The organism is Spirosoma luteolum, assembly GCF_054778875.1.
In genome coordinates this window covers 114,790-132,612 of the sequence record NZ_BAAGZE010000023.1, presented here as the reverse complement: position 1 = coordinate 132,612, position 17,823 = coordinate 114,790, and the positions used below count along the sequence as shown (strand labels likewise).

Here is a 17,823-nt window from a genome sequence, read left to right as displayed (position 1 = left end):
TACATCAACGTTTTGGCAGATGAACGGTTTTCTGCGGGAAAACCGACAACCATGAAAAAATCTCGACTTACATTTCAATGGATAGTGCTGATAGGGCTGGTGCTGCTGAGTTCGCTGAAAGCTTCGGCGCAGGCCGATTCGTTGCTGCGGCAGGCCGACCGGCTGCTGGCCTGGAAAGCATACGGGCGCGCTATCGATGCATACACGCAGTTGCTGGCCCCGGCAACTGGCACACTCACACCCGAGCAGCGCAGCCGGGCACAGGCCCAGCTGGCACTGGCCTATCAGCAGGTTGGCGATGGTACCAAAGCTGAACGTGTTTACCGGGAGCTGATTGGCGGCAATACGCCGGTCGATCCCCGCTACCTGCTTCGCTACGCCCAGACGCTGGCTGGTAATGGCAAATTCCAGGAGGGGCAGCAGCAGTATGAGCGTTACCTGCAGGTGCAGGCAAAGACGCCCAGCCGCGCAGGAATCAGTGCAACCGTACCAGCGGCCACGGGCCGGCAAAATCCTGCTCAATACCGGCTCGAATACCTCGATCTGGATACCGACGGGGAAGAGTTTAGTCCGGCCTTTTATCAGAACGGACTGGTTTACGTGTCTGGTACCAAAGGGGGCGCAACGATCGAAGGAAAGGGGGGCGGGGCCGGCTACCTCGACCTGCTCTATGCGCCCGATCGCAACAACCTGAAAGCGAGCCGGGTAATCGGCGACGACGGTACGATCACAACCGTTCCGGTCGAGCGCAAGCGTTCGGAGCAACAGCAATTGCTGGGCAGCGACGCCTACACCCGGCCGACCGCCAACGACTCGCGTACCGTTCCGGGTTTCGAGGTGGGTATCAACATTGCACAGGGGCTGGGCTACGAAGCCACCCCCGTCAACCAGAGCCGGCAGTTCAGCAAAACGCTCAATACGCGCTACCACGAAGGACCGGCAACATTCAGCCCCGACGGGTCGCAGATCATATTTACCCGCAACAACCTCATCAGTGGCCGTAAGGGTACCGGGGCCGACAGCGTATCGCGCCTGAAACTGTACACGGCCCGGCAGCGAAATGGTGCCTGGATCAATGTGGAGGAACTACCCTTCAACAGTGATGATTTCTCGGTGGGGCACCCCACCCTGACCCGCGATGGGCAGTTGCTCTACTTCGTCTCCGACAAGCCAGGGGGCTATGGTGGTACTGATTTGTACGTTAGCCGGCTGGTCAACGGGCGGTGGGGCGAAGCCGTTAATCTGGGCGAAGCCGTAAACAGCCGGGGCAATGAGCTTTTCCCCTTTGTCGATGAGGAGGGCAATCTGTACTTTTCGTCCGACGGGCTCAAAGGCCTGGGCGCGCTCGATATTTTCTTTGCCCGTCTTATCGGCGGCACGAGCGTTGGTACGGTCGAACACCTCGATGCGCCCATCAACTCCCCCCAGGATGATTTTGGGCTTATTACCGACGCCAACCGCACCGGTGGGTACTTCAGCAGCAACCGCCGAAATGGAAACGACGATATTCTGCGCTTTGTGCGGCAGGGCTCGCTCTACGACTGCCGCAATCTGACCGTCCGTCTCTATGATGTCGACACCGACGCTCCACTCGACAGTGTGCAGGTAGTTGTGAAAATGCGGGGTGAAGGCCGGGCCAACAAGGTACTGGTTTCGGATAGTACGGGCCTGGTACGGCTGTGCCTGGAAAGCGATAACGATTTTATGCTGGAGTCGAGCCGCGATGGCTATGTCATGAGCACGATTGGTTTCAGCACCCGCTACCTGACCGACGACCAGCCGTCGCAGCTGGAGATTGGGTTGAGCAAGCCCGAAATCCTGATCGATACGGTAGCGCAGGTAATCGAAACGCCCGTAGTTATCAACAAGACAACGGCGCCCACCCGCTCCCGCATTCGGGGCGTTGTGCTGAGCGAACGCGACCAGAAGCCAATCGGGGGCGTTCGGGTGCAGCTGCGTAACGAGTGCGACCGCACCTTGCGCGAAACCGTTACCACGGCCGACGGTCGTTACACCTTCGATCTGGCCCCCGGCTGCGATTACACCCTTATCGCTTCCAAAAAAGAATTTGGTACCAACACCAACCGCATCCGGCGGCTGCCGAAACGCGCCAAACCAAAAGAACTATCGGCCGATCTGAAAATGCTTAGTGTGGGCGATGTCGTTACTATCGACAACATCTACTACGATCTGGATCAGTTTACGCTCCGGCCCGACGCTGCCCGTGAACTGGAACGGCTGGTGGCTACCATGCGCAAATACCCATCGCTGGTGATCGAAATCCGGTCGCATACGGATAGCCGGGGCGATGCGGCCCACAACAAGATGCTGTCGACGCAGCGGGCCAACTCGGTGGCCAGTTACCTGATCAGCAAAGGCATCAGTCGCCGGCGAATTATGGCGCGCGGCATGGGCGAGTCGATGTTGGTAAACAACTGCACCGATGGCGTTATCTGCACCGAAGCCGAACACCAGCGCAACCGCCGGACCGAATTCAGGGTGGTCGATATCCGGTAGGATTGGCGATTCGGAACTCGCGTGCCGGCCGTACCTTTGCCGTCTACGAATCCGGTATGCTTACGTTTCCAAACGCCAAAATAAACCTCGGCCTGCGCATCACGGCCCGGCGCCCCGATGGATTTCATGATCTGCAATCGTGCTTTTATCCGGTTGGCTGGTCCGACGTACTCGAGATTGTGCCGGCCAGTTCGGTAGGATTTGGCAGTACGGGTCTGCCCATTCCCGGCGATCCGCTTCAGAACCTGTGCGTAAAGGCGTATGAACTGCTGCGGGGCGATTATGCACTGCCTCCGGTGCAGATGCACCTGCAGAAGATTGTGCCGATTGGCGCGGGGCTGGGTGGGGGGTCGGCCGACGCTGCGTTCTGCCTGCGGCTGCTCAACGATCAGTTTGGGCTCGGTATCGGTCCCGATGGGCTCGAAGACTACGCTCGTCGGCTGGGCAGCGACTGTGCTTTTTTCGTGCGCAACAAGCCCGTTTACTGCGTCGGCAAGGGCGATGAGTTTGAGCCGATCGACCTGTCGCTGTCGGGTTATCACATAGTACTGGTCTATCCCAATCTTGCCATTTCGACCGCCGAAGCCTACGCGGGTGTACGTCCTCAACAACCCGACCAGTCGCTGCGACATCAGCTGAGTCTGCCCATCGACCAGTGGCGCCACACGGTCCGGAATGATTTTGAGAACAGCCTCTTTCCAGCCCATCCGGTGCTGCCTGCCGTGAAGCAGCAACTCTATGATCTGGGGGCTGTCTATGCCAGTATGAGTGGTTCCGGCTCAACCCTTTACGGGATTTTCGACGCCCCACCCGCCGACCTAAACCAATTTTCGGAATACCGCGTTTGGCAGGGTAACCTATAACCCCATTGTTCAGTCAAACGGTTGTACTTTGCAGCCCTGAGTCGAGGCACTGACTGAATCAGCGATTGTAATTATTCCGTAATGAGTAACCTTGTCACGAAACGGCGGGAGCCGTTCCGCTTTATGGTCTGGCTGGGTATCGGCAGCAGCGTTATGCTGTTCAGCATTCTGCTGGCTGCCTATACGATCCGGCAGACGGGGTCTGGCTGGGAGGCTAACAAGCTGCCAACCGTTTTTCTGATCAGTACCCTGGTGATCATGCTCAGTAGCCTGACCCTGCACAATGCCAGTCAGGCGTTTCGGCACGAGCGTTTCAGCTCCTACCGTACCAGCCTGGGGTCTACGCTGGCGCTTGGTACCCTGTTTATGGTGTTGCAGGCGTGGGGTTGGCGGCAGATGATCCGATCGGGCGTAGGACTGGCCGGCAACCCGGCCGGTAGTTTCGTGTATATTCTCTCGGGTATTCACCTGCTCCACATTCTGATTGGCCTGATCCTGCTCGGGATCGCTCTGACCGAAGCGCTGCGCCGACGGCCCTACGTCGATTCATTCGTGTACAGTGTGAATCCACCCAATCAGCTAAAAATCAAGCTGCTGACGCTTTACTGGCACTTTGTGGATATACTGTGGGTAGGCCTGTTCCTGTTTCTGCTGCTGCACCACGGCCTCGACCTGAGCCTGTCGCTCTGACGGCCACACGCATTCCGGCGCGGACGTAGCTGCACAAAAAGGGGGGGCGGGTATCATCCGTGCCCAGTTATAACGTTATTTGCCTATCTAATTCTTTGCTACTTCATTCATGAGAAAACACCTGCTTTGGGTGGGTTTGTGGGTACTGAGCCTGGCGGTTCAGGCGCAGACCGGCCCAACTTCCTCGTCGTCGGCCTCTAAATTCGATCCGCTGGCGCTCTTCCATCCGCTTTTCAACATGCAGCCGGGCAACGACTACCGTACGGGTAGCGGAGCCCCCGGGCCACGTTACTGGCAAAACCGGGCCGACTACCAGATTGGGGTAACGCTCGATGAGCCAAAGAATACCCTGTCGGGTGAAGTAACCATCACCTACAAAAACAACTCACCCGAGTCGCTGGCTTATCTCTGGCTGCAACTCGATCAGAACGCGTTCTCCGACACATCGCGGGCGGCCCGCACCACGCCCGTAACGGGTGGCCGGTTTGGCAACCTTAATTTTGCCGGTGGCCTCACCATCCGCAGTGTGCAGGTAGAGCAGGGCAAAGGCAAGTTCGCTACCGTACCGTACGAAGTAACCGACACCCGGATGCAGGTGCGGCTCACCGAGCCCGTAAAGCCCGGTGGCGACGTAGTGAAAGTGCGCATCGCCTACTCGTTCCTGATTCCTGAATACGGTTCGGACCGGATGGGGCAGCTGAAGCGTAAAGACGGCATCATCTACGAAATTGCGCAGTGGTATCCCCGCATGTGTGTCTACGACGACATTCAGGGCTGGAACGTGCTGCCATACCTCGGCGCTGGTGAGTTTTACCTCGACTACGGCGACTACGAATACGCTATTACGGTGCCCTGGGATCATATCGTTACGGGCTCGGGCGAACTGCTGAACCCGAATGAGGTACTGACAGCTGAACAGCAGAAACGGCTGGCGCAGGCCCGCCAGAGCGACCAGACGGTTTTGATTCGGAGTAAAGACGAAGTAACCAGTCCCAGCTCGCGGCCTAAACAGTCGGGAACGCTTACCTGGAAATTCCGGTGCCAGAACACCCGCGATGTGGCCTGGGCTACGTCGCGCGCCTTCATCTGGGATGCTGCCCGCATGAACCTGCCCAGTGGCAAGCCTGCCCTGGCCCAGTCGGTGTACCCGGTTGAAAGCGCCACTACTGATTCGTGGGGCCGGTCGACGGAATACGTCAAAGGCTGCATCGAGTTCTATTCGAAATACCTGTATGAGTACAGCTATCCGGTGGCGACCAATGTAGCCGGTATCGTGGGCGGGATGGAGTATCCCGGCATTGTCTTCTGCGACCACAAAGACAAGAAAGATGCGCTGTGGGGCGTAACCGACCACGAGTTTGGCCACAACTGGTTTCCAATGATCGTGGGTAGCAACGAACGGAAATTTCCCTGGATGGACGAAGGCTTCAACACGTTTATCAATACGCTGTCGACGGCTAACTTCAACAAGGGCGAGTATGACCGGGAGCGGGGGACCATGCACGATGTTGCGCCGGCCCTGTTCTACCCCACCGAACCCATCATGACCATTCCGGATGTGCAGCAGCCCCGGGCGCTGGGCATTCTGGCTTATTACAAGCCCGGCATGGGGCTTAAAATGCTGCGCGAGTCGGTATTGGGTCCCGAGCGGTTCGACTTCGCCTTCCGGCAGTACGTGAATCGCTGGGCTTTTAAACACCCAACCCCGTTCGATTTCTTCCGGAGCATGGAAAACGGCGCGGGCGAAGACCTTGGCTGGTTCTGGCGCGGCTGGTTCTACGAAACCTGGAAACTCGATCAGAGTGTGAAAGATGTTCGCTACGTCGATGGTGCGGCCGAAAAAGGCGCCCTGATTTCGATCGAGAATCTCGATCGGATGGCTATGCCGGCAACGGTCGAAATCACCGAAGCTAATGGCAAGAAAGGACGTGTCAATCTGCCGGTTGAAATCTGGCAGCGCGGCAGCACCTGGACGTTCCGCTATAACTCGACATCGGCGCTGAAATCGGTTGTTGTCGATCCGGATGAGAAGCTGCCCGACGTAAACGAGAAAAACAACGTGTGGCGGGGCGACGCCCAATAAGCGACTTTCCCCAAAAACAACGGCCCCGGCTGCATCATGCAGCCGGGGCCGTTGCTGTTTGTATACCTGCTTCGTCAGGCTTCGATGAGCATGGCGCCGTAGGAGTAGCCACCGCCAAATACGGTAACCACGATACGTTGTCCTTTCTGGAACGTATCCCACTGCTCGGAGAGGGCAATGGCGCAGCCGGCACAGCCCGTGTTGCCCAGACGCTGAATATTGGAGATCAGTTTCTCTTCGGGCAGCCCGAGCGTGTTCATTACGTTCCGCGAAATCCGGAGGTTGGCCTGATGCGGCAGCACATAGTCGACATCGGCCAGCGTGAGTCCGCACTGGTCCAGAATCTGCAGGCTGGCTTTGGGCATATACTGGCAGGCATTGATAAAGACATCGCGTCCGAATGGCATCGTTACGCCCCCGTCGATGGGTTTCATCACCACGGCCGTAGTGGCCTTTGCTGTATGGGCTGCCCCGCCGGTCAGTAGCCCTTTTATGGCCATATCGGCATCACTCTGCCGCTCTTTTGTAATCAGCAGTGCAGCGGCACCATCGCCCCAGAGGTGGCCCGAAATGGTGTCCTTATCGTTGTTATAGGCTGTGTTGTGTTCCGATACAATCACCAGGGCCCGCGTGGCTTTGTTCAGCGCAAAATACCCTTCGACCACTTCGATCGCGTTGAGCAGCGACGAGCAGGCCGTCGAGATCGAAACAACCGGAATATCAGCAATGCCAAGTTCATGCTGGGCTTCGTGCGCCAGCGAAACAATCGTGTCGTATGGTGTATAGGTAGCTCCTACAATCAGGTCGACCGTTGAGAGGTCGGTTTTGGCCTGAAGCTGACGCACTACCTCAAGGGTCATGGTGTTGGTATTCTCGCCCGGGGCCGCTTTTCTGCGCTCTACGATGCCGGTTCGTTCAGTGATCCACTCACTGGACAGCCCATTGAGTTTAGTGAAATGTTCGTTACCAACTACCTGTGTTGGCAGGTAGTGACTGACTGCATGAATGTACATTCTAACCTAAAATAGTTGAGGCAATTTCGAAATGAGTGGGCTTTGCAGGCGAAAGTTAAATCCTTCCGGGAAAGTGTGGTATTAGTCATTAGAACAATACCGAAATGTATTTACTTAGTGCAATTTAATGAGTTATTTGACTAGCTGTCTGGTGAATTTCCAAGAACCTGCCGGTAGAAACTACGAAGCTTCCGGGCTTCGGTTTCCCAGTTGTAGTACCGAGCCACTGCCTGTCGGCCGCGCTCGCCCATAGCCCTGGCCTCGGCCGGATGATGGGTCAGATACGTCAGGGCATCGGCCAGTTGAGCAGGGCTGTCGGGCGCAATGCAGAAGCCACAGCCATGGCGCTCCACTACATCGCGATACAGCGGAAAGTCGGCCGTGATGACGGGTAACCCAAGGGCCATATACTCGAACATTTTGGTGGTGTACGACTCTGGATAATCACCAACGGGTTTGAGCAACGCCAGACCGGCCAGCGCGTGTTCGGCGTAGGGCAGGGCCTCCCGCTGACTGGTATACCCGTGAAAAATCAGCTTCGACGCGATCTGGCGAAAGCCGGGCAGTTGCTGCATGGTGGTGTCTGAAAAGGTACGTTCGCCAAACAGATGAACCCTGAAATCGGGCTGGGTCTGACTCCACTGGGCCAGGCCGGCCACGAGTGTGTCGAAGGCTCGCTCGAGACTCAGCCAGCCGATGTAGAACAGCCGGGGCTGAGCAGGGTCGGGCTGGTAAGGACGCCGGTAGGGTTCCAGAAACGACAGGCTCGGAAAATTATACACGACCACCGATGGATAACGGAGCCGGGTGTAGGTGCTCAGATACCCGTGTTCGGTAAAGATGAGCCAGAAGCGTCGCTGCGCCATGGCATCGAACTGCCGGAAAAACCACACCACCAGCCGGCCCTGGTTCAGGGCTTTGAGATCGGCTTTTTTGTGCAGGTTTTCGTGGACCTCGTAGATAACCGGTATGCCCAGCAGCAGCTGAATCAGGCGGGCAACCGGCAAAAGCTCGGGGTCATAGAGGTGTAACAGCGTTGGGCGAAGCCGCAGGGCGTGCCACAACACCCGGGGATGGCTTACCAGAAAACGGGTGATGACGCGCCGGAAGAAGGGTAGGCTGATACACCGAATACCGGGCAGCCCACTTTTGGGCACGTTGGGTAACAAGGCAATCAGTTCGTAATACGGCGCCAGACTCGGCATTACCCGGTACACCAGCCGCGGGTCGTGGGGCGAATGGGCGGTGCTGATGTGAAGAATGCGGGGTTTGCTCATAGCGTCGTGTACGGGCCGGCTGGTGTCCGTTGCCGTGGTCTGTCAGGGCAACAGCCCGTAGCGCCGAAGTTCGGCATCGATTTGCCCATTCCAGCGGGCCTGAGCGGCCTCGTCGGTACCGTGCCGGGTTTCATCGTCGTACCGTTGCTGCAGTTTGTTCATCTCCCGAAACGATTCGATAAACTGGTACTGCACTTCGCTGTTGTAATCGGCCAGGGTCAGGTTGGCAGGCGTGATTTTTTGCTTGAACCGCTCCGTAATCAGTTTGGCAATGTCGAAATGGCGCTGCTCGTGGTTGAGGGTATACGGATTTTGCGACGCATCGCGCCCCCACGACGATTGCTTGAGCATGTATGTCTTGACCATAAGCTGCAGCACAATGGTGCCTTTCTCCACCGTGCTGCGGCCTTCGTAAGCGAAACTGGTAAAGACTTCGGCTGCGTAATGACTGCCCGAACGGGGCGTTGCTCTAAAGTCGGCCCAGGTCAGCTTACGGGCGGGGTTATAATGAACCGTGTCGTCGCTGGTGAGCCGACTGTCGTCGGTAAAGACAACCCGCAGGTTAGTTGCCAGTTTCTCGTTATGATCCATCTCCCGCTTCATGTAGCTGTCCAGACTGCGCAGGGATGCCTGAAGCGCCTGCCGGATGGTGGGCTCGATAACGCTAGTCTGGTCGACCGGGCGGGTGTAGGTGGCACCCCCGCGGTAGGTAGTCAGGCGCGTACTGGTTTCGGAATCATCATCATTTTTCTCCAGCAGATCGAACCCTACTGTCAGCGCGAATTGCCCACTGACCCGGTTGCCCACTGCCGTTTCCGTCAGTTGACACTGCAGGATCCGCATGGCGATGGGACGCTGCTGCCGGCTACCCGATAGTGACTGATCGACAAAGGTGCCGATGCCCTTGCTAATGCCTCCGGCAATGTCAACGGCGGCAGGGGGGCGGCCGGGCACCAGAACGAGCCGGGCAATCGGGCCGCGGTCGGGCCGCTGGTCGGTTACGGTACGGATGCTATAGCCGCCTGGCGTAAACGGAAGCGCCTGTGCCTGTAAGCGAATTGGCCCAGGACCCTGCGCTGCAGTCAGCAGCCACAGCGGTAAAAAGAAAGCGAAAAAAGAAGTCATGCCGGAGGCAATGTTCAGCCCGTGGGCGCGAAGCAAAAACGCCCACCGAATATACCATCCGGTGGGCGTTTTTCAAGCACGATACGTCGATTAGTCGATCAGTACGGCCCGGCCGCTAAGCACATCGTTCTCGACCGTTTTAAATTTAACATCTCGTCGCGTCGACCCGTCGGCATACTGCACGTTGACCCGGGCGTTACGGTCGAGCTTGGCCACACGGGCTGGCTCCTGCCGGGGCATGGGTGGGGCACCCGCACCCATGGCGTTGTTTTCGGCCATCCGGCGGGCATACTCTTCAGGCCCCGTTGCCAGGTGGTCGTCATCGAAGTCTTCGATGTTCGTATGCAGTTCCGGCTGCGGAGCGGGGCGCTGCTGCACGGGAGCCTGCCGGATTTCCTGCTGAATTTCCTGTTCTTCCTGTGCCGGAATGTCGGCTTTCGACAGGAAGCTGATCGTGTCGAAGTTGACTTTGTTCAGAAAACGCTTGAACAGCTCAACTGACTCAAACTTGTAGACCAGCAACGGGTCTTTCTGCTCGAATACCGCGTTTTGTACCGACTGTTTGAGGTCGTCCATTTCGCGCAGATGCTCTTTCCACTCCTGGTCGATCACCGACAGCGTTACGGCTTTTTCCATCTCCGTTACCAGGTCGCGGCCACCGCCCTCAACCGCCTTGCGTAGATCCGACACCACGGTCAGTTCGTGCATACCGTCGGTGAAAGGCACCACAATGTTCTTGATCTGATGACCCTGGTCGGTCAGCACCTGCGTCAAAACGGGCAGCGCCTTGTCGGCGATAGCCTGATTCTTTGCCTGGTACTGTTGTTCCGCTTCGTCATAAAGCCGGCGAATCTGGTCGGGACGCTTCATGCGGGCAAACTCATCGGCCGTAAGGGTCGGGGTCATGCCCAGGGTAGTCAGCAACTGAAGCTTGATCTCTTCGTAGTTGCTTTCTGCGTTGTTGACCGTTTCTTCTACAACATCGTACATCGTGTTGGCGATGTCGAGCGGTAGCCGGTCGCCGAAAAGGGCGTTGCGCCGACGTTTGTAGATGGCCTCACGCTGGTAGTTCATCACATCGTCATACTCGAGCAGGCGCTTCCGGATGCCGAAGTTGTTTTCCTCTACCTTCTTCTGAGCGCGCTCGATCGACTTGGTAATCATCGAGTGCTGAATAACTTCACCTTCTTCCAGGCCCATACGGTCCATGACCTTGGCAATCCGGTCGGAACCAAACAGGCGCATCAGGCTGTCTTCGAGCGATACGAAGAACTGCGACGTACCGGGGTCGCCCTGACGACCGGCCCGGCCACGCAGCTGCCGGTCAACGCGCCGTGATTCGTGGCGCTCGGTACCGATAATGGCCAGACCGCCGGCTGCTTTGGCTTCGGGCGACAGTTTAATGTCGGTACCGCGCCCAGCCATGTTGGTGGCAATGGTAACGGTGCCGGGCTGACCCGCCGAGGCCACGATTTCGGCTTCGCGCTGGTGGTATTTGGCATTCAGTACCTGGTGCTGAATCTTGCGCAGCGTGAGCAGGCGGCTTAGCAGTTCGGAGTTTTCGACCGAGGTCGTACCGACCAGAACCGGCCGGCCTTTCTCGACCAGGGCGGTAATCTCGTCGACAACGGCGTTGTATTTTTCCCGAACCGAGCGGTACACTTTATCTTCTTCGTCCTTCCGGCTGATGGAGCGGTTGGTCGGAATCACCACCACGTCCATTTTGTAGATCTGCCAGAACTCCGATGCTTCCGTCTCGGCAGTACCAGTCATACCAGCCCGCTTGTGATACATGCGGAAGTAGTTCTGGAGCGTAACGGTAGCGTAAGTCTGCGTGGCGTCTTCGACTTTCACGTTTTCCTTAGCCTCAACGGCCTGGTGCAGCCCGTCGGACCACCGGCGGCCTTCCATGATACGGCCCGTCTGCTCATCGACAATCTTCACCTTCCCGTCCATAATGACGTATTCGGTGTCTTTCTCGAAGAGGGTATAGGCTTTCAGTAACTGGTTGACCGTATTGATACGCTGCGTTTTGACAGCGTAGTCGCGGATAACGGCTTCCTTGCGCAGAATTTTCTCCGGCTCGGTAAAATCGCTGTCCTTGTCGATCGCATTGAGGTCGATCGACAGGTCGGGCATAATAAAGAAGTTTGGGTCTTCGCCCGAGCCCGTAATATAGTCGATCCCTTTTTCGGTCAGATCGATGCTGTTATTGCGCTCGTCGATCGTGAAGTAGAGGGGCGCATCGGCCTCCGGCATCAGTTTCTGGTTTTCGGCCAGATAGATCGATTCGGTTTTCTGCAGCAGGGCCTTGTTACCGGTTTCGCTCAGGAACTTGATGAGCGGCTTGTGCTTGGGTAGCCCCCGGTGTGCCCGGAACAGCGACAAACCCCCTTCTTTCTCATCGCCGGCGGCAATTTTCTTCTTGGCATCGTTGAGGTAATCGAACACCAGTTTGCGCTGGGCTTCGACCACGCGGGCTACGCGGGGCTTCAGTTCGATATAATCCTGCTCATCGCCCCGCGGTACCGGTCCGCTGATGATCAGTGGGGTACGGGCATCATCGATCAGTACGGAGTCGACCTCATCGACCATGGCATAATGGTGCTTGCGCTGTACCAGCTCGGCTGGTTCCCGGGCCATGTTGTCGCGCAGGTAGTCGAAACCGAATTCGTTGTTGGTGCCGTAGGTGATATCGGCCATGTAAGCCTGCTTCCGCTGAAAGGAGTTGGGCTGGTGTTTGTCGATACAGTCGACCCGCATACCGTGAAACTCAAACAGGGGCGCCATCCATTCGGAGTCACGTTTGGCCAGATAGTCGTTGACCGTGACGATGTGTACACCCCGGCCGGCCAGACCGTTGAGGAAGGCGGGGAAAGTAGCCACGAGCGTTTTCCCTTCACCCGTAGCCATTTCGGCAATTTTACCCTGGTGCAATACGACACCACCAATGATCTGCACATCGTAGTGAACCATGTCCCACTTCACGAGTGTGCCGGCCGCATCCCACTGATTAGCCCAGTGCGCCTGGTCGCCGTCGATGGTTACGTTCCGTTTGCGGGAAGCAATTTCGCGGTCAAACTCGTTGGCTGTAACGGTAATCTGTTCGTTCTGGCTGAATCGACGGGCGGTTTCTTTCACCACGGCAAACGCACGGGGCAGGATCGTCATCAGCACGGCTTCCAGTTCCGTGTTACGATCGGCCTCAAGCTTGTCGATCTGGTTGAAGATACGCTCTTTCTGGTTGACGTCAACGTCGGGGTGGCTGGCCTGCTCGTTAAGCTCAGCCAGTTGGGTGTCGATACCGGCCAGCTCGTCGGCGATCTGAGCCTTCAGATCGGCCGATACCTGGCGCAGTTCGTCGTTTGAAAGTTCTTTAAGCCGATTAAACTCAGCATTAACTTTCTCGACATACGGAAGGAGTTCCTTGATGTCCCGTTGTGACTTGGTACCAAAGAACTTCGCTATCAGGTTAATCATTTAGTTTGAGTCGTTAGTCAAAAAGTCAGGTTATGACAGACGCGGCCAAAGCAGAAAAAACAGGGGAAACACCTCCAGAGAGGCCCCTGCGGCTACTGACTATCAAGTTATTTTTCGTGCAAATTTAGTGCATTCGGGTCGGACTATCGCAAAACCGGGTTCTGGCCGGCCATACCTTATCCTGTGGATAACACGTTTTGGGTGTAATGCCTTACTTTTGCGAATCAATTTTAGGCCCAACAGCCGCCGTTCATGTTTATAACCGACAAATTGTCACAGTCTTCACTCTTTGTCCGCCAGCTCTGCACCTCGCTGGTTTGTTTAGCGTTGCTGACCCTGGGAAGTGCAACTGCGCAGCAAAAAAGCCAGTCTCGGGTTGACCAGTTATCTGATGAACAGGTACAGGAATTCTACCGCCGGGCGCAGGCCAGCGGGCTGAACGAGTTCCAGATCGAACAGGCCGCCATGTCGCAGGGTTACACCCTTGATGATATTGCCAAAATGCGCAAACGCATCACGGCCATTCGCTCTCAGGCTTCCCGACCCGGCAGCCAGACGGGGTCATCAGGCCCATCGAACACGGGTACGACCATGAGCCGCACCCTGCCCGATGATCTGTCGCAACGCGCCGATTCTCTACGCCCGCTGCGCCGGCAGGATACAAGTCGTGCTCTGCGCGTATTCGGGGCGTCGCTGTTTGAAAATGCATCGCTTTCGTTCGAACCTAACCTGCGCATTGCCACCCCGCGTAATTATGTGGTTGGTCCCGACGATGAAATCAGCATTGACGTGTCGGGGGCGGCTTCCGATAATTTTCAGCTCAAGGTATCGCCCGATGGAACGGTTAAGGTGCCCAACGTACAACCGATCTATGTGGCCGGTTTGACAATCGAGCAGGCTGAACAACGTATCATTGCCCGGTTGCGTAAGGCTGGCTATCAGGGGCTGGGTGTGCCGGGCAGCGGCACTACCGCCAATGTGGCACTGACAAACATTCGTAGTATCCGGGTCACACTCGTTGGCGAAGTGGTACGGCCTGGTACGTACACGATCTCGTCGCTCGGGTCTGCCTTCAACGCGCTCTATCTGGCGGGCGGTCCAAACCCCGAAACAGGCTCGTTCCGCAAAATCAGCGTCATACGCGGCAACCGGGTTGTTCGCACCATCGACCTCTACGATTTTATTCTCCGTGCCGATCAGCGCGATAACATACGATTGCAGGATCAGGATGTGATTCGGGTGGCCGATTACGAAACGCGGGTAACCGTTGTGGGCGAGGTACGTCGACCCGCCATTTTCGAAGTCCTGCCGGGCGAGACACTGAAAACGGTTCTGGGCTTTGCCGGTGGTTTTTCGGACGAAGCGTATCGGGCCTCACTGACACTTCGGCGCAATACGGCCCGCGAGCGGCAGATTATTACAATCAACGAAAACCAGCTGGCGAGCTTTGTACCGCAACGTGGTGATCGGTATACTATAGGTCAGATTCTAAATCGGTATGAAAATCGGATTCAGGTGGCCGGCGCCGTCATGCGCCCCGGCGACTACTCGCTGGAGCCCGGTCTGGAAACCGTGAAGCAGTTGATTGCCCGGGCCGAAGGGTTGCGGAAAGACGCCTTTACCAACCGGGCGGTCATCATTCGCGAACGGTCGGACATGGATAAGGAAACGGTCTCCTTCGATCTGGGTAAACTGATGCGGGGCGAAATCGCCGATATTCCGCTGATGCGGCAGGACAGTCTTACTGTACTGTCGATTCGGGATCTTCGGGAGCGTTACTATGTGACCATCGAAGGAGCCGTCAACCGACCTGATACGATTGATTACGTATCGAATATGGGGGTGGCCGATCTGATCGCACTGGCGGGCGGCTTTCAGGAGGGCGCGAAGCCAGACCTGATCGAAGTGGCCCGGCGTATCCGAAGTGACTCAGCTGGTATTCGGACCACGTTGCTGGAGAACTACCGCTTTTCAATTGATCCGGCATTGCAGGTAAAACCAATCGACTCGGCATCGGCACGGTTTAAGCTACAGCCGTTCGATATCATCTACGTACGTACCTCGGCTAACTACGAACCCCAGCGGCAGGTACACGTAACCGGCGAAATCATGCAGCCAGGCAACTACGCGATCGTCAGCCGGCAGGAGCGCATTACCGACCTGATCCGTCGGGCGGGCGGCCTGCGCCCTGAAGCGTACCTGCCCGGCGCACAGTATCGGCGAAACGGCGCGATCATTGGCAATAACCTGCAGGCGATCCTGGCCGACTCCAATGCCCAGGAAAATCTGCTCCTGAACAACGGCGATACGCTGTTTATACCCCGCCAATCCGAAGTGGTAGCGATTCAGGGGGCTGTGCTGAATCCATCGTCGGTGAGCTACAAGGACGAATACAGTTTTAAGGATTATCTGTCGCAGGCAGGCGGTTACACCGATAACGCACGAAAGTCAAAAGCGTACGTAGTATATCCTAACGGCCGCAAAGACCGAACCCGCCACTTTATCTGGATTCCGATGCGGCCGAAAGTCGAGCCTGGCTCGACCGTCGTTGTTCCTTTCCGACCGCTGGACAACACCCGCCTGAGCCCAGTCGAACGCATTGGTATTCTGTCGCTGATTGGTACACTGGCGGCAACGGCCACGTCGATCATCGTGAACCTAAGGAAATAAGTATGCCTACATTACAGGATACATCGATGAAAGACCAGTACGAATCGCACGAAATCGAGATTCGGCTGAGCGATATCATTCAATTTCTTCGTATCAGTCGCCGTCGGGCACTGATTGGGGCGCTCCTCGGGCTGGGGCTGGGTATTGCCTACGCGTTTTCAAAGCCGAATCTGTACACGTCGGAAGTGACGGTGATGCCTGAAATTGCAGCCAAGTCGGGTGGGAGTCTGAGTGGACTTGGGTCAATAGCCGGATTGGCTGGTATCAGTCTGGACAATGTAAGTGGTACAGACGCCGTGCGGCCCGATCTGTATCCACGGGTATTACAGAGTGTGCCTTTTGCGCTCGACCTGCTAAAACGACCCGTGTATGTAAAGAAGACCAAAGCTACCGTCTCACTGCGGCAATTCATGGAAGCAAATGCATCGGGGGGGCTACTCAAATCATTCTCGGGTTTGTTTTCGGGAGGTAGTAATGGTCAAGACATATCTGATCCGGCCAATTTTAGCAAAGCCATTCAGCTCACAAAAGAAGACAGCGAGCTCGTAAAAAAACTCACAACCGATGTTAGTGGGGTTTATGATAAAAAAACCGGCGTGCTAACCATAACGGTTACACAGGAAGATCCGGTGGTAGCGGCAACGGTTGCCCGACTGTCGCTGGAGTACCTGACAAACTACGTGACAGCCTATCGTACCGAGAAAGCACGGGGTCAGGTGGCTTTTCTAAATCGACAGGTTGGCGAGGCAAAAAAGCGGTATCAGGCTGCCGAGCTTGCTTTGTCGGCATACCGCGACCAAAATCGCAGTTTGTATCTCAATACGGCTAAAATAGATGAACAGCGGCTACAGGCCGATTACCTGCTGACGCAGTCGGTATACAACGATCTGTCGAAACAGCTTGAACAGTCCCGAATCAAAGTCCAGGAAGAAACGCCTGTGTTCAAAGTGCTTGAGCCGGCAACCATACCGTTGTTGAAAAGCGGCCCGAAACGGACTGTTATGATGCTGGTCGGCCTTGTTCTGGGCGCGCTGGCCGGCGTGTCTGTTTCACTGATTTACTACCTGCGGAGCCGTAAGCTTCGGGCAACACTATGAAGAAGGCATTGATTTGTGGCGTATCGGGCCAAGACGGTGCGTATCTGGCCAAACTGCTGGTCGACAAAGGCTACGAAGTGTATGGGGGGTCACGCGATGCCCAGATGGCCTCGTTTGGTAACCTGCGCCGGCTCGACATTCAGGATTCCGTGATTAAGGTATCACTGAACATAACTGATTTCCGGAGCACATTACAGACAATTCTGCGGGTTCAGCCCGACGAAATCTATAATCTGGCCGGGCAAAGTTCAGTTGGTTTGTCATTTGAACAGCCGGTCGAAACGCTCGAGAGCATTAGCGGAGGTACCCTGAATCTGCTCGAGGCCATTCGGTTCAGCGAACAACCCATCCGGTTCTACAACGCCGGTTCGAGCGAATGCTTTGGCGATACAGGCAGCGCAGCCGCTAATGAAGATACACCCTTTCGTCCGCGTAGCCCGTATGGTGTTGCCAAAGCTGCTGCGTTCTGGCAGGTAGCTAACTACCGTGAAGCATACAGTATACAGGCGAGTACGGGCATTCTGTTCAACCACGAATCGCCGTTGCGTCCCGAACGGTTTGTTACTCAGAAAATTGTAGCCACGGCCATTCGGATCGCCAGTGGCAGCAACGAAATGCTCACGCTGGGTAATATCGATATTGCCCGCGACTGGGGCTGGGCTCCCGACTATGTAGAGGCTATGTGGCTGATGCTGCAGCAGGACAAGCCCGAAGATTTTGTCATTGCTACCGGACATACCAGCAAGCTAAGCGACTTCATACAAGCTGTATTTAGTGCTGTTGGCTTAAACTGGACCGACCACGTCCGGACCGATCCATCGTTTTTCAGACCCACCGATATTGCTGAAGGTCATGCTGATCCGTCGAAAGCCAGGACCATACTAGGCTGGTCGGCTGCGCATAAAATGGAAGACGTCGCCAGGCTAATGGTTGATGAGAGACGGAAGTGGACAAATACGTGATCGCATGAGAAATAGGTATCTAGGTAGTTTGCGGACACGTTTTATC

The 17,823-nt window shown here is 56.3% G+C and carries 11 protein-coding genes; 7 read left to right on the top strand and 4 right to left on the bottom strand.

The features are described 5' to 3' along the window. Nucleotides 1-51: 51 nt before the first annotated feature. The 4 genes from ACYVAC_RS20860 to ACYVAC_RS20845 all read left to right on the top strand — a co-directional run bounded on the left by ACYVAC_RS20860 (nt 52) and on the right by ACYVAC_RS20845 (nt 6,153). The gene (locus tag ACYVAC_RS20860) at nt 52-2,517 is read left to right on the top strand and encodes an OmpA family protein (protein WP_461099744.1); all 2,466 of its coding nucleotides are present in this window, start codon (nt 52-54) and stop codon (nt 2,515-2,517) included. 56 nt (nt 2,518-2,573) lie between these two features. Then, a complete protein-coding gene (locus tag ACYVAC_RS20855; RefSeq protein ID WP_461099743.1) occupies nt 2,574-3,380 on the top strand; it encodes a 4-(cytidine 5'-diphospho)-2-C-methyl-D-erythritol kinase in 807 nt (268 codons plus the stop codon). A gap of 81 nt (nt 3,381-3,461) precedes the next feature. Beyond that, nucleotides 3,462-4,070, top strand: a complete 609-nt coding sequence (locus tag ACYVAC_RS20850) for a cytochrome c oxidase subunit 3 (protein ID WP_461099742.1) — start codon at nt 3,462-3,464, stop codon at nt 4,068-4,070. A gap of 109 nt (nt 4,071-4,179) precedes the next feature. After that, complete coding sequence (locus tag ACYVAC_RS20845; RefSeq protein ID WP_461099741.1) at nt 4,180-6,153, top strand: M1 family metallopeptidase; 1,974 nt, start codon at nt 4,180-4,182, stop codon at nt 6,151-6,153. Between the two features lie 74 nt (nt 6,154-6,227). On the opposite strand, the gene ACYVAC_RS20840 is transcribed toward ACYVAC_RS20845, so the two are convergent. The 4 genes from ACYVAC_RS20840 to secA form a co-directional block, all read right to left on the bottom strand. Further along, nucleotides 6,228-7,166, bottom strand: a complete 939-nt coding sequence (locus tag ACYVAC_RS20840; protein WP_461099739.1) for a 3-oxoacyl-ACP synthase III family protein — start codon at nt 7,164-7,166, stop codon at nt 6,228-6,230. A 140-nt stretch (nt 7,167-7,306) separates the two neighbouring features. Then, the gene (locus ACYVAC_RS20835; protein ID WP_461099738.1) at nt 7,307-8,443 is read right to left on the bottom strand and encodes a glycosyltransferase; all 1,137 of its coding nucleotides are present in this window, start codon (nt 8,441-8,443) and stop codon (nt 7,307-7,309) included. A gap of 42 nt (nt 8,444-8,485) precedes the next feature. Continuing rightward, nucleotides 8,486-9,568, bottom strand: coding sequence for a DUF922 domain-containing protein (locus tag ACYVAC_RS20830; RefSeq protein WP_461099736.1), 1,083 nt, complete (start codon nt 9,566-9,568; stop codon nt 8,486-8,488). Nucleotides 9,569-9,658: 90 nt separating this feature from the next. Continuing rightward, nucleotides 9,659-13,048 (bottom strand): preprotein translocase subunit SecA, encoded by a 3,390-nt coding sequence (gene secA, locus ACYVAC_RS20825; RefSeq protein ID WP_461099735.1) that lies wholly within the window; start codon nt 13,046-13,048, stop codon nt 9,659-9,661. A gap of 252 nt (nt 13,049-13,300) precedes the next feature. On the opposite strand from secA, the gene ACYVAC_RS20820 reads away from it, so the two are divergent. The 3 genes from ACYVAC_RS20820 to ACYVAC_RS20810 are packed head-to-tail and all read left to right on the top strand — an operon-like array spanning nt 13,301 to nt 17,777. After that, nucleotides 13,301-15,718 (top strand): SLBB domain-containing protein, encoded by a 2,418-nt coding sequence (locus tag ACYVAC_RS20820; RefSeq protein WP_461099734.1) that lies wholly within the window; start codon nt 13,301-13,303, stop codon nt 15,716-15,718. A 2-nt stretch (nt 15,719-15,720) separates the two neighbouring features. Then, complete coding sequence (locus tag ACYVAC_RS20815) at nt 15,721-16,815, top strand: GNVR domain-containing protein (RefSeq protein WP_461099733.1); 1,095 nt, start codon at nt 15,721-15,723, stop codon at nt 16,813-16,815. After that, entirely contained in the window at nt 16,812-17,777 is a 966-nt protein-coding gene (locus tag ACYVAC_RS20810; protein WP_461099732.1) for a GDP-mannose 4,6-dehydratase, read from the top strand. Before ACYVAC_RS20815 ends, ACYVAC_RS20810 begins: the two co-directional genes overlap by 4 nt. Nucleotides 17,778-17,823 lie beyond the last annotated feature (46 nt).